This is a genomic window from Halorarius litoreus (genome assembly GCF_024362405.1).
GTDB classification, from domain to species: domain Archaea; phylum Halobacteriota; class Halobacteria; order Halobacteriales; family Haloarculaceae; genus Halorarius; species Halorarius litoreus.
Window position 1 is genome coordinate 3,382,160 of the sequence record NZ_CP101454.1, and the last position, 13,639, is coordinate 3,395,798.

Below are 13,639 nucleotides of genomic sequence, written 5' to 3' on the forward strand. Positions count from 1 at the left end.
CCCGGTGGCTTAGTCCTCGCGCAGGGCGCGGTCGGCGACCTGTCGGGCCTCCCGGTTCCCGCGCTGGAGGTGGACGAAGTCCACGCCAGCGATGAGGAAGTCGAACCCCATCGCCGCGAACCGCTCCGTTCCGTCGGGCGTGGAACCGAGCGTGCCGACCGGGGTGTCGTGCGCGTCGCCCGCTGCGAGGATACGGTCGACCGCGTCTGTGAACCGCGCGTCGTCGAACGCGCGGAAGCAGCCCAGGTTGGCGGAGAGGTCGGCGGGCCCGACGAACAGCGCGTCGACGCCGTCGACGGCGGCGATGGCATCGACGTTCGACAATCCCTGTTCGTTCTCGATTTGCACGAGCAGGACCGTCTCCTCGTTCGCGTGGTCGTAGTACTCACCGAGGTCACGGCCGTAGTTCGACGAGCGGGTGCCAGCGACACCGCGGTTGCCCTCGGGCGGGTATTTCGCCGCGTGGACGGCCTCGCGCGCCTCCGCTGCGGTCTCGACCATCGGAACCATCACGCCACGCAGCCCGAGGTCGAGCAGGCGCTTGATGGCACCCACGTCGTTGTCGAGCGCGCGGGCCAGCGCGACGGCGTCTCCCGGCGCAGCCTCGACGGCACGCGCGAGGTTCGCGATGGTCTCGGTGTCGTTCGGCGCGTGCTCGGTGTCGAGCATCACGAAGTCGAACTCGGGGGCGGTGAGTTCGGCGACGGCCGGGTCGGAGAGTGCGACCCAGCCGCCAACGAGCGGCTCGCCCGCGCGGAGTCGGTCGTGGAACATATCCCACGATGCGGCCGGTGGGGAGAAAAAGCCGTGGCGTCGGTGGCTGTGGACTCAGTCGTCGTCCGCGAGTCGGACCCGGCCGCCTTCCTCCATCGTCTCGGGAAACACCTTCCCCGGGTTGAGGATGTCCTTGGGGTCGAACGCGCGCTTCACGCGACGCATCATCTCGACGCCGACCTCGCCGTGTTCGAGTTCGAGGTACTGGCGCTTCCCCATCCCGATGCCGTGTTCACCGGTGGCGGTCCCGCCCATCTCGATGGCCTTCTTCACGACCGCGTCGTACAGCTCCTCGCCCGCCTCGAGCTGTGCCTCGTCGTCGGTGTCGACCATCACCGAGTAGTGGACGTTGCCGTCGCCCGCGTGCCCGAAGCAGGGGACGAGCAGATCGTGCTCCTCGCCGAGGGCCTTCGCGTAGCGGATGATCTCGGGAAGCTTCGAGATGGGGACGGTGATGTCGCCCGGGTGCAGGGGTTTGAGGTCCGGGTCGTAGCTCTGCAGGGCGAACGCGAGTTCGGTGCGCGCCTTCCAGAGCTGGTCCATCTCACCCTCGTCGGCGATCTCGAACTCGATGGCGTCGTGGCTCTCGACGATGGTCTCGAAGAACTCGATCTCCTGCTCGATGCCGTGGTCGCGGTGGAACTCGACGAATATCATCGCCGCGTCGGGGAGGCCAAGTCCGAGATACTCGTTTGCCATCATCCCCGAGACCTCGTCGATGAGCTCGATCTTCGCCACGTCGACGCCCGAGCGCACCGCGTCGAACACCGCTTCCGCGGCGTCGTCGAGCGTGGGGAACAGCGCCCGGCCGCCCCGAATCTCCTGTGGGAGCCCCTCCAGTTGGAGCGTCGCGCGAGTGACGACGCCGAGCGTTCCCTCCGAGCCGATGATGAGGTCCTTGAGGTTGTAGCCCGCGCTCGTCTTGATCGCCTTCGAGCCACAGGTCATCACCTCCCCCTCGGCGGTGACGACCTCGAGTTCGAGCACCCAGTCGCCAACCTCGCCGTACTTCACGGTCTTCTGCCCGGAGGCGTCGTTGACGATCATCCCCCCCACCGTGGAGATGTTCGCGGAGGAGGGCATCGGTGGGAAGAACATCCCGTGGCGCTCGACGGCCTCGTCGACCTTCGTGCCCATCACGCCCGGCTGGACATCGATCTGGAAGTCGTCGGGGCGGACGTTCAGCACGTCGTTCATCCTGGTGAGGTCGAGACTGATGCCCTTGAACGCGGGCACGGCGTTACCTTCGAGCGAGGTCCCGGCGGCGTATGGCGTGACGGGCACCCCCCGTTCGTACGCAGCGGCGAGGACGGCCGCCACGTCATCGGTCGACTCGGGGTAGACGACGGCGTCGGGCGTCACGCCCAGTCCGGCCTCCTGTCCGCCCCAGTCGGCGGCGTGTGAGCTCCGGTCGGAATCACCGAACGACACCTGCTCGTCGCCGAGAACGTCGGTGAGGAACGTACAGTCGTACGACATACTCGGACACGTGAGCAGTCGAGTATAAATCTATCCGCCCCGACGAACGGCCATTTATCACGAGGAGGGGTTCAAATATCCCGACCTTATACGCATTAAATCATCGAAACACGTGGGAAGCAAGCCTTTAGGACCACGATAGTCCATCAATGGGTGTGAAAGACAGACGTTCGGAATCATGTTCTCCCCACAACGCACTGTTCGTACACTCTCATGAAACGGAGTTGGACAGTTTGGCCGTTTTGGGTGGTTGCCCGTGATCGCGACTCCCGACGAGATGCCCTCGTTCGGCTTCCGTACTGCCGAGGACGACGTCGCCGCGACCCGCGAGCAGATTACGACGTTCATCGCCAACCGGGTCGAGGACGCCGACGCCGATGGGGTCGTCGTCTGCCTCAGCGGCGGTATCGACTCGTCGGTGACCGCGGCCCTCGCGGTCGAGGCGCTCGGCCCCGAACGCGTTCGCGGGCTCGTCCTCCCCGCCCGGAAAGACGACTCGGCGGCGCAGTTCGACGCGCACCTCGTCGCCGACCGGCTCGACATCACGGCGACGACGGTCCACCTCGCTCCGATGCTCGACGCGTTCGAGGACACCGTCGCGCCGGCGGTCTCCCCCGAGGCTGACAAGCTCGCACGGGGGAACGCGCTCGCCAGGATGCGGGCGACGACCGCGTACTACGCGGCGAACAGCCGAAACCTGCTCGTCTGCGGGACGACCAACCGCACCGAGTGGCTGCTCGGCTACTTCACGAAGTACGGCGACGGTGCTGCCGATATCCGCCCGCTCGCCGACCGCTACAAGACCGAGGTCCGCGCGCTCGCTGCCCACCTCGACGTTCCGAGAGACATCCGAGAGAAGCCCCCGAGCGCGGGACTGTGGCGAGACCAGACCGACGCGGAGGAGCTGGGGGCGCCGTACAGCCTCATCGACTGCATCCTCACGAAGCTCGTCGACGAGGATCTCGGCGTCGAGGGGGCCGCCGCCGAACTCGGTGTGAGCGTCGACCGTGTCGAACGCTACGCCGACATGCATCTCGCGGCCAAACACAAGCGCGACGCGGTGCCGACGCCGTCGACCGGGGACAGCGACACGGGGCTGTTCCACGAGCTGGAATCGCAGTTCTGAGCGCCCAACGCGGCCTTACCGGCGACTGCATCGAGCTTACCGGTAACCGTCAGACCACTCACGACCGACGACACCGTCGTGCCAACTGTCCACGAAATTCTGCCTTAGCACGCGTCGAGTGGCGAATACCTCGCGGGTAACGAAGCTGTCAGCCGTCGAACGCTGTTCGATGTCGTACGACGACCAACCCCGACGAACGTACAGCCCGAACCGACGAACCGTCCTCGCAGCACTCGGTGCCGGGGGGGCTGCCGCAGCGGTCGGAACCGCGGGTGCCCGACGCTCGGTAGTGACACAGGAGGACGACGGTGCAGACGACGGCGACACACAACCAACCGGAGCGACGGTCCACGACGTCGAGATGCTCATCGGCGGCCCGCCGACGAACCCCGAGCGTCCCGCGGACTTCTTCTTCCAGCCTACGGGCCTCCACGTGCAGCCGGGTGACGTGCTTCGAGTCCGGGCGTCGACTCCTGACCACACCATCGTCACCTACCACCCAGCGTTCGGGATGCAGCGTCGCGTCCCGACCGGCGTGGACCCGATCTCGTCGCCCGTCCTGGGCTGGGACCCCGCGACCATCCCCGGTGACATGATCGACCCACCCGGTGAGGGTGGTGAATCAGAGAGCGGGGACGAGGGCGAGGACGGGATGGGAACGGATTCGGAGACCGACGAGGAGTCCCCCACCCCGACACTCCGGCCACAGGAGTTCCTGTTCACCGTGCGAACTCCCGGCGTATACGATTTCCTCTGTTCACCCCACGAGGCGTTCGGGATGGCGATGCGGCTCGTCGTCGGAGACGTGACCGACGCCCCGTTCGAGACGAGCGACCCGTCGGCGCTCGCGGAGCCGCGCGCCGGGCCGGTCGGACTCGCGCGCGTCACGCTCACCGACCCGGCGCTCGAACCGGCTGCCATCGTCGAGGCAGGGACAGTGCTGTGGGAGGACCTGGAGTCGGTAAGCGGTGGAGCGGGAGGCGAATCGTCGAGCGAGTGACCGCCGGTAGCGGTCGTTTTTTCCCGAGCGGGCGTGTGGCTACGGTCGATGAAAGCAGTTCAGGTGACGGAGTACGGTGACAGCTCGAACATCGAGGTCGTCGACGTCGAGAAGCCGGAGCCCGGCACGGGCGAGGTCCGCATCGAGGTGGAGGCCGCGGGCATCAACTTCGCGGACATCATGCAGCGACGCGGCCACTACCACGGTGGCCCCGAGGCGCCGTACATCGCGGGCCTGGAGGTCGCAGGCGTCGTCGACGCCGTCGGGGAGGGCGTCGGCCGCGAGGTGGGCGACGAGGTCATCTCGATGGTCGGCGTCGGGGGCTACGCCGAGTACGCCATCGGTGACGCGCGCGGGCTGCTCGACATCCCCGAGGGCCTGAGCTTCGAGGAAGCCGCCGGCGTCCCGGTCCAGTATCTCACTGCGCACAACTGTCTCCACGAGTGGGGTGGGCTCGAAGCGGGCGAATCCGTCCTCATCCACGCTGCCGCGGGTGGAGTCGGGACCGCCGCCGTCCAGCTCGCACGCGAAGCCGGTGCCGAGGTGTTCGGCACGGCCTCCACCCAGGAGAAGCTCGATACTGCGGCGGAACTCGGCTGTGACCACCCCATCAACTACACCGAGGAGGACTTCGTCGAGGTCGTCAAGGAGGAGACCGACTACGGCGTCGACCTCGTGCTGGACGGCATCGGCGGCGAGACGACCGAGCGGTCGGTCGACGCGCTCCAGGACTTCGGCCGGATGGTGTCGTTCGGTGCGGCATCGGGGACCCCTGGCCGGCCCCCGACAGACCGGCTCCTGTTCGGCAACAAGTCGGTCATCGGTTACCACCTCGGGATGGCGATCGAGCGCCAGCCGATGAAGGTGATGGGCGCCGTCCCGCAGCTGACCCAGATGCTCGCCGACGGCACGCTCGAAGTGCAGGTCGGCCACACGTTCGACCTCGAAGCGGCCGCCGAGGCCCACGAGTTCATCGAGGCGCGGAAGTCACAGGGGAAGGTCGTCCTCGTTCCCTGACTAGGCGAGTTCGTAGTAGCGGACACCCTCGTCGACGCGGAACGTCGCACGACCCCGGTCGGTGAGGTAGCCGAGTGCCCCTACCGTCTCGAAGAACGTGTAGTCGTATCGCTCCTCGGTACGGGCGTCCTCTACGTCGAGCGGCGTCGCCGGTTCGAGGTCGGCCAACGTCTCGGCGGTCTCCGACACCAGCGTGTCGAGGTCCGCGACCGAGCGTTCGACGACCCCCTCGAAGTCCTCGAAGACAGGGCCGTGGCCCGGATACACCGTCTCGAACGACCGGCCTCGCAGCCGGCGGTAGCCCTCGTAGAACTCCGAGACGGCGTCGAACACGCCGTCGTCGAGCCCGACGTTCAGCGCCGCGGCCCGGAACGGCTCGATGACCTGGTCGCCGGCGAACAGCGCGGTCTCGGCGGCGAAACAGGCGTGGTCGCGCTGGTGGCCCGGCGTGTGGACGGTCTCGAACGTCCAGTCACCGGCTTCGAACACCTGTCCAGGTTCCAGCGGCACATCGACGCACGCTGGCGGAAAGAACTCCCGGTTGCGCTCCACCGAGTCGATGGCCTGCTCGACGTACGTGCCGACCGTCTCGTCGTCGAGCCCGGCCGCGCGGGCGTTGCGTTCGACCCGTTCGGCGAGCCGCGAGGTGTCCATCCGGAGCCGCTCCTGGACCGACCGCGGGGTGTAGATTCTCGGGTCGGCGGCCTCGACGAGCCGCCCCACGAGGCCGTCGTGGTCGGTGTGCGGATGGGTCACGAGCACGTGGTCGATGTCGGCAGGCTGGTAGCCGAGGTCTTCGAGCCCGTCGGTCAGTTCACCCCAGCCGCGGTCGCCGGGCGCGCCGGCGTCCACGAGCACGGGTTCGTCGCCCGGCAGCAGGTACGCGGCGACGTGCCAGGGCGGCCAGTCGATTTCGAACTCGATGCGGTGTACGTCCGTCATGTGTCAGGGGAGGCGAGCAGCGTTGCGTTCACGAGCAGGAGACATGCCACCGCCACGAAGGCACTCACCGAATAGGTAACGGTGAAGCCGACGGCGTCCACCGCAGGGAGCGCAAGTAAGGGGCCGAGCGACAGCCCCACGTCGCCGAACACGTTGTAGAGCCCGCCCAGTTTCCCGACGTCGTCAGCGGGGGAGAGGTCCCCGAGCGTCGCCAGCAGCGCCGGCCCCGCCCCGCCAGTGCCGAGTCGAAGAAGACTAATCGCTTAGCCGACCACTACGTGTTCAGGGGTCACCGAGTCCTATCAGGCCGAGAAAGAGGTCCCGAGCCCACCGGAAATTGTCTGGATTCTGCACACGACGGAGCTGTATTCTGACCGTCGTTCCGGCCGTCGTCTCGACGCTGAGTGATCCCCCGGACTGCAGCACGACCCAGTAAACGAGCCATAGCCCCAGTCCCTGCCCGTGGCTCAGTTGCGTCTCCTGCTCGCCGGACAGAACCTTTTGCTCGAGCAGCGAGAGCCCTGGCCCGTCATCGGCGACCGAAATCGTACACCGATTCCCCTCATTCGTCTGCACCGTCACTTCGACGGATGGGTCGGGGCCTCCGTGTTCGATAGCGTTCGACACGAGTTCGCGTAGCGCCGTCTGAAAATGCGTGGACGCCACACAGTAACACTGCTCGGGAGCCGTGACCGAGATGGTTGCGTCTGGAGACTCCTCTGCGACCGCCTCGGCGGTGCTCTGGACGACGGGCACTACGTTTTCGACTGTGGGTGGTGTCTCATCGCTGACGACCGTTTCAAGTTGGCGCGCCTTCTGACCCATCTCCACGGCGTCGGTGGCCAAATCATGGATTCGGTCGACAAGCTGCTTATTGGCGCCGTCGAGTCGCTTGCTAAGTATCTCGGCGTACCCTGTGATGATGTTCATATCGTTCGCTAAGTTGTGGCGAAGCACACGGTTTTGGACTGCGAGTAGTTTGTCTCGGCTGGTGAGCCGATGGCTGTAGCCTTCGGCGGCTAACTCTGTTCCGATAATCGACGCCAGGAGTTCGACGAAGGCGCGTTCGGCCGCGGAGAACGTGCGGTCGTGGGCGGTACGTGAGACGAAACAGAGCGTACCGAACGTCTCACCTGAAACCGTAATCGTCGTCCCCACATAGCATTGGAGGCCGTGGCGGACCGTCGCTGGGTCGTTACCCCACCCTTCCTCCTCGCTGTTTGCGATAGCGAGTGGAGTGTCGAGATCGAGAGTCCGACGGCAGAACGTCGTCGCGTGCTCGTGGACGTCACCGACTGCCACGAGGTCTGTCGCTGGTCCCGCGCTGGCGAGGACGTAGTGCTCGCCTCGCTCTAAGTCGACGCGCTTGATGTGGCCGTTTTCGACGCCAAGGTATGTACATCCAAGCTCAAGGTAACGGTCGAACTTCTCGGCCACTGAGAGCTCTGACGAGTTGCGCACGTTGTATAATTCACGGCGATATTTCGCGTCCTCACTCCCCCCATTTATTCCCCCTGTGATAGTCATATATTCGAGTGGACCATTGATAAACATTAGGTGCACAAACATGAGTTTCTGCATCAATGGGACCTCTATTGCCTGGATCGGGATGGGTCGCTCGCAATAAACACGTACTGACGGTTCTGTTGAAATTATCAATCGGTGATATGTTTCAGAACTCGTACTGGATACAGCACGTGAGTCGGTCATGAATGAGTAGTCGTAACGAGCTGATTGGAGCGATCAATACAGTGTAGAGATGTACCATGACTCCCCCACGTAATGCACTGACCAGGGGTGGCGGACTGTGGGTGTCGCTACTGGGGTGGGTAGCGTGAAATACAGGGCGTAGAGTGCTCCGATTAGAGCGGTGCGTCAAACCTCGGGCCAGCGGGCTCCCGTCGGAGACGGACCACATGAGCGACGGCGAGCGACGTCATCAGCGTCAAGAAGACGCCGATGGCAACAAGGGTTGCCAGTGGACTCACGACGCTCCCCGCCAGCAGGAGGAGCCACCCGACGCCCAGGGAGCCGAGATAGTACATCGGCCACTGGTCCCCTGTTGTGTCGGTGGGCTGGAGGTAGGGGGCCGTGTGAACCGCGTGCGGCCCGAGTTCGATGATCCCTCGATCTTTGTTGTACTCGATGAAGCTCAGATCGTCCATCTTCGGGAGATGTCCCTGGTACAGGCCAACGTACACCCGTTTCCGCTCTTGCGAGCTGAGTTGAGCCACCGGTTTGTCGTTCTCGATGGCTGCGACGTACTCCGAGAGCTCACGGAGGCTCACGGGCCCGTCCTGTTCAGCGAGAAACCAGAGAACATGGCGTCGGCGCTCGTTTGACAAGATCCCGAAGACGTTGTCGAGCGAAATGGGCAGCTCATCGGGACCCCCACGCTCTGGCTGTTGGTGTTCGGTCGATTCAGTACGTGAGGCGTACTCTGTCTCGTCCCGTTGTAGCTGCGTGAGTAGGTTGGGTGTGGTGTCAGACGACATTTGCATCTCCGGGTTCGGTTCTCGCTTGTTACCGCTCGATCCCCCCAGTTCCAGACCAGTACTGCGTATACACCGGCTATCTCGGCCCAGTCGTCGTGTCTGGAGTCTCGCTGTGGACGTCTCAGCCAGCCGTCAGTATGGATGTTGGCTAGGCTTTCTCGGGTGGCTCCAGCGAGTAGGCCACGGAGGTTAGAAGTAAGGTGTGCCCAGAGCCAAGTAAACCAGCAGCATTTTCATCGTGATGTGGGTTTTGATTACGAGGGTGACAGACGTCTACCTCGGGTCGGCCGACAACGACGTCTCTCGAACCAACCGCGTCCCAGTCCATCAGCTTCAGAGAATGATGACGGGTGTCAGCACGAAGAGACGACTCCGGAGACGAAGGGGAGTGTGGGGGTGGGAGGGTTGGGGTTGAAATGGGTTCCCAGGCTAACTGCTTCTCCCCGTGTACCCTACCACTGTCCCTCGATAAAGCAGTAGTTTCCGAGTACACACCATCGAGGAGTAGCCATGCAATAAGCGATCCGGCAGGATATACGTATTCTTTTTCGTGTCGTAGTACTGCCGCCATTCCAGCGATATCAGGTGGCATCCACCGATAGATCAGCCACACACCACCGGCTGAATCACGGGCCACGACGTGAAATCAACCCGAAACTGGTGCTGCATCCACCATCTGAAGTATCACACCGATCCTGCCACAATCTGCGAGTTTCAACGGAGCCGTCGCAATGGAAACGAGAGTCGAGTCAACGTGGGAGGACGCTCGTGTCGATGACGTCCCGCCGGCCGTCGAGCAGCGCGAACCGTTCGCCGCGGCGCTGTTCCAGCCAGTAACAGAGTCGTTCGGCCCACACCAGCTTCCGGCGTTTCATCGGGTCGACCGACGGGTCGTCGAAGTCCCAGCCGACGAACCGCAGCGTGGCGGCCCCGAAGTGGTCCGCGAGGAACGCCGCACGGTCGCCGTCGGTGAACCCCCCAAAGTTCTCCACCGGTGGGGTCGGCGCGGCCTGTGTCGTCGGCAGCGTCCACTCGGGGTCGAACGTCGGGACCACGTCCCCGACAAGGTGGCGGTTGTCGCCGTGGGCGTGGGCGGCGACGGGCACGCCAGCCTCCGTGAGTGCGCGGGCGGTCTCGGGGTTCTTGTCCAGGTCCGTCACCAGCAGGTCCACGTCGATGCCGGCGTCGAGGCAGACGTCCGCGGCCGTCGACGCCGCGACGACGGCGTCAGCGTCTCGTGTCGCGTCCAGTTCCTCGGCGAGGTTCGGCCCCGCGCCACAGATGGCGACCGTCGCGCCGTTGAGGAACGCGAGCTTGGTGTGGTCGAACGGCTCCGTGACCGAGGCGAGGAGGTCTCTGCTCGCTTCGTCGTCGGCTCGTTCGAAGCCGAAGTCGTCGAGGATTCGACGGTACACCGGCTCCCAGGTCTCGAAGCGCATCGCTACGGGAGTAATATATTTCGGACCCGAAGGCCACCAAGTACCCCTACCCGGTGTGCCCTTCGGGCTTCATCGCCCCGTAGCGAGGCCTCTGGCATAAGCTTTCTCTTGGCGAACCGAGGATTCCGCGGCATCAGCCGACGACCGTCTGCCCTCCGCATGACGATTCAGGCAAGTGCGCCGTGGATAGCGTCAAGGCGCGCGGCGAGTTCCTCGTGGTCCGCGTCCTGTGCGAGACTCACGAGCGACGATACGCTGCCGAACAGCAGCGTTCCTCCCGGTCCCTGTGCGACCTCGACGCCAGGGTGGGTGGCAACAAGCGAGCCCAGCGCGTCCGTTTCGTCCGCAGAGAGGCCCGAGAGTTCGAACACGCGCGTCACGGCGGCCCCGGGGTCGGCCTCGGCCCCCGTGCGGGCGAGGTGGCGTTCGGCCTCGCGGGGCGTCGTCACGTCGAGTTCCTCGACGCCAATGTCCGGTGCGCGGAGTCGAGCGCGTGTGAACCGGTCGCCGATCTTCGCCGCGTCGAGCGTCTCGGCCACGTCGTGCGTGCGGACGACGTGTGCCCCGCGCTCGATGGCCATCGCGGTCGCGGCGAGCGACACCGGCAGCGCGTCCTCGGTGTCGCGGCCCGCCAGCTCCCGCAGGAAGTTCTTCCGGTTGATGGAGACGAGGATGGGCTGGCCGTACCCCCGGAACTCGCGGAGGCGGTCGAACGTCTCGCGGTCGTCGTCGAGTGTCTTCGCCTCGGACCAGCCGCCGAACGCCGGGTCGACGATGGTCTTGTCCGTGAGGCCGTTCTGCGCGAGCGCGTCGTAGATGTCGTCCACGTCCTCGATTGCCCCGGGGCGTTCGAGGTCCGGCGGCGACGCCATCTTCGCGACGGCCACGTCGTACGCCGCACAGACTCGCGGCATCTCCGGGTCGGCGAACCCGCAGATGTCGTTGACCATGTCGAAACCCCCATCCAGTGCGGCCTCGGCAACCTCGTGGTACCGGGTCTCGATGGAGAAGACGGCGTCACCCGACACCGACTGGATGGTCTCGATGGCGGTGTCGAGGCGGTCGAGTTCCTCGTCCGCGCTCAGCACCTCGAACTTCTTGTTGGCCGATTCGAGTCCCACGTCGACGATGTCGGCGCCCTGGTCGATGAGTTCGCGGTCGACGTACTCGGCCGCCTCGCCTGGGTCGTCGAACACGCTCGGCTTGTACGGCGACTCCTTCGAGACGTTCAACACACCCATGATGCGGGTTGGGTAGCCGTCCCCGATGCCGAGGCCCGCGGCGTCGACGTTCTGCATGCGTGGACGGACGGGAGCCGGCCGGAAAAACACGGCAGTTCCGGCAGTCCGCCGCGATCCCCGAACCGTGGTGGGTCGTTACGCTTCGACTTCCTTCGGGTCCTTCCCGTAGATGTCGGCGATCTGCTCGTCGAAGGCGTCGACGATGTTGCGGCGTTTCTTCTTCATCGACGGCGTCAGCAGGTCGTTCTCGGCAGTCCACTCCGTCGGGACGAGCCGAAACTCCTTGATGCGTTCGTGTTTGCCGACGCGCTCGTTGACGCGGTCGACCTCCTCGGCCACCCACTGGTGGACGCGCTCGTCGCGACAGATGGCCTCGGGGTCGTCGGGGAGCGAGATCCCCTCGCTTTTCGCCCACGAGCGAAGCTCCTCGAGGTTCGGATGGATGATGGCAGCGACGAACTTCTCGTCGTCGCCGACGACCATCACCTGGTCGACCCGCGACGAGGTGGCGAACTCGTCTTCGATGGGCTCGGGCGCGACGTTCTTCCCCGTGTCGAGCACGATGAGCTGTTTGATGCGGTCGACGAAGGTGTAGTAGCCGTCGGCGTCGCGAGCCACCACGTCACCGGTCCGGAAGTAGCCGTCCTCGGTGAACGCCTCCGCCGTCTTGTCGGGCTTGTTCCAGTAGCCGCTGGTGACGTTCGGTCCCTTCGCGAGCAGTTCGCCGACCTCGCCGTCGTACTGCTGTTTCGTCTCCTCGGCGACCATCGAGCCATCGAGCGTCAGGTCGACCTCGGAGAAGGCGATTCCCATGGTCCCGAGTCGGATGTCCTCGGGCGGATTGAGCGTGAGCACGGGCGCCGTCTCGGTCAGTCCGTAGCCTTCGAGGATGGTGAGCCCCATCGAGCGGTAGAGCTTCGCGAGGTCCTTCGACAGCGACCCCCCGCCAGAGATGAACATCTCGATGTTGCCGCCCAGCGCCTCCCGGACCTGCGAGAAGACGAGGCGGTCGGCGACGGCACGTTTCGCGTCGAGGACGATGCCGGGGTCCTCGGCGTCGTCGTACTGGCCGGCCACGTCGACGGCCCACTCGAAGATGCGCTTCTTCACGGGGGACTCGGACGCCTGCTCGCGCATCTGGTTGTAGATGCGCTCGTAGACGCGTGGGACGGACGCCGCGCTCTCGGGCTGGACCTGCTTGATGTCGTCACCGACGGTGTCGGGGCTCTCGGCGTAGGCGATGGTGATGCCCGAGCCGAGTTGCATGAAATGGTTGATACGCTCGAAGGCGTGTGCGAGCGGGAGGAACGACAGCGAGGTCTTCCCGGCGTCGATCTTGGGGACGCCGGGAGCCTTGTCGGGGCGTGGGCCGATGCGTCGGCGAACCTGATTCAGTGCCGTCCGCCAGTTCTTGTGGGTGAGTTCGACGCCCTTCGGCGACCCGGTCGTCCCGGAGGTGTAGACGAGCGAGCAGAGGTCCTCCCAGTCGCGGCCGTCGAGCCACGACTGGAACGCCGCCTCGTCGTAGTGTTCGACACCGAGGTCGTGAACCTCGGCGAGCGTATAGAGGTCGTCGCGGTCGGTGTACTCGTCGGCGACGTCGTCGATGGTCACGACGAACTCGAGGTCGAGGTCCGCTTCGACCGACAGCAGGGTGTCGAGCAGGTCCTCGTTCTCGACGATACAGCCCATCGCGTCGTTGTCGTCGAGCAGGTACTGCACCTGGGGTGCCGACGACTCGGTGTAGACGGTCGTGACGACGCCCTGTGCCGTCTGGATGGCGAAGTCGCTCTGTGCCCACTCCATCCGCGTGTCGGCGTAGATGCCTACCCGGTCGTCCGCGCCGACGCCGAGTTCGCGGAACCCCGTGGCGAGATGGCGGACGATGTCACCTGCCTCCCGATACGTGATGCCCCCGTACTCGCCCGCGGGAGGGTCCTCGACGACGGTTCCGAGCAGCGAACTGTCGTAGACGCCCCCCTTGAACCGCTGGGCGTCGAGCGCTGCGTTCCGCTCCACCGAGTCGAAGAACAGTTCGGGAATGGTGGTCTCACCGATTACCTCGTCCGTGTAGGCCAGTTCGACCTCTCGCCAGTCGGTCATAGCAGCGTGATATCCCACCACAT

The 13,639-nt window shown here is 65.2% G+C and carries 11 protein-coding genes; 3 read left to right on the forward strand and 8 right to left on the reverse strand.

The features are described 5' to 3' along the window. Positions 1–9: 9 nt before the first annotated feature. Both NL126_RS17905 and NL126_RS17910 read right to left on the reverse strand, forming a co-directional pair. Entirely contained in the window at positions 10–774 is a 765-nt protein-coding gene (locus NL126_RS17905) for an HpcH/HpaI aldolase family protein (protein WP_255196245.1), read from the reverse strand. 54 nt (positions 775–828) lie between these two features. Then, positions 829–2,253: an FAD-binding oxidoreductase gene (locus NL126_RS17910; protein WP_255196246.1), complete on the reverse strand. Its 1,425-nt coding sequence runs from the start codon at positions 2,251–2,253 to the stop codon at positions 829–831. Between the two features lie 256 nt (positions 2,254–2,509). Here NL126_RS17910 and NL126_RS17915 point away from each other — a divergent pair, with 256 nt between their 5' ends. From NL126_RS17915 to NL126_RS17925, 3 genes are all read left to right on the forward strand, one after another. Continuing rightward, entirely contained in the window at positions 2,510–3,379 is an 870-nt protein-coding gene (locus tag NL126_RS17915) for an NAD+ synthase (protein ID WP_255196247.1), read from the forward strand. Positions 3,380–3,668: 289 nt separating this feature from the next. Next, on the forward strand, positions 3,669–4,379 hold the full coding sequence (locus NL126_RS17920; protein WP_255196248.1) for a plastocyanin/azurin family copper-binding protein: 711 nt from the start codon (positions 3,669–3,671) through the stop codon (positions 4,377–4,379). A 48-nt stretch (positions 4,380–4,427) separates the two neighbouring features. Beyond that, complete coding sequence (locus tag NL126_RS17925) at positions 4,428–5,396, forward strand: quinone oxidoreductase family protein (RefSeq protein WP_255196249.1); 969 nt, start codon at positions 4,428–4,430, stop codon at positions 5,394–5,396. On the opposite strand, the gene NL126_RS17930 is transcribed toward NL126_RS17925, so the two are convergent. From NL126_RS17930 to NL126_RS17960, 6 genes are all read right to left on the reverse strand, one after another. Beyond that, complete coding sequence (locus NL126_RS17930) at positions 5,397–6,338, reverse strand: MBL fold metallo-hydrolase (protein WP_255196250.1); 942 nt, start codon at positions 6,336–6,338, stop codon at positions 5,397–5,399. A 282-nt stretch (positions 6,339–6,620) separates the two neighbouring features. Next, positions 6,621–7,919 (reverse strand): GAF domain-containing sensor histidine kinase, encoded by a 1,299-nt coding sequence (locus NL126_RS17940; RefSeq protein WP_255196251.1) that lies wholly within the window; start codon positions 7,917–7,919, stop codon positions 6,621–6,623. A gap of 281 nt (positions 7,920–8,200) precedes the next feature. Beyond that, positions 8,201–8,833 carry a DUF7344 domain-containing protein gene (locus NL126_RS17945; RefSeq protein ID WP_255196252.1) on the reverse strand — a complete coding sequence of 211 codons (633 nt, stop codon included), beginning with the start codon at positions 8,831–8,833 and terminating at the stop codon, positions 8,201–8,203. Positions 8,834–9,582: 749 nt separating this feature from the next. Then, on the reverse strand, positions 9,583–10,272 hold the full coding sequence (locus NL126_RS17950; RefSeq protein ID WP_255196253.1) for a 6-hydroxymethylpterin diphosphokinase MptE-like protein: 690 nt from the start codon (positions 10,270–10,272) through the stop codon (positions 9,583–9,585). Between the two features lie 167 nt (positions 10,273–10,439). Next, the gene (gene folP / locus NL126_RS17955; RefSeq protein ID WP_255196254.1) at positions 10,440–11,570 is read right to left on the reverse strand and encodes a dihydropteroate synthase; all 1,131 of its coding nucleotides are present in this window, start codon (positions 11,568–11,570) and stop codon (positions 10,440–10,442) included. Between the two features lie 78 nt (positions 11,571–11,648). Continuing rightward, entirely contained in the window at positions 11,649–13,616 is a 1,968-nt protein-coding gene (locus NL126_RS17960; RefSeq protein ID WP_255196255.1) for an AMP-dependent synthetase/ligase, read from the reverse strand. Positions 13,617–13,639: the final 23 nt, after the last annotated feature.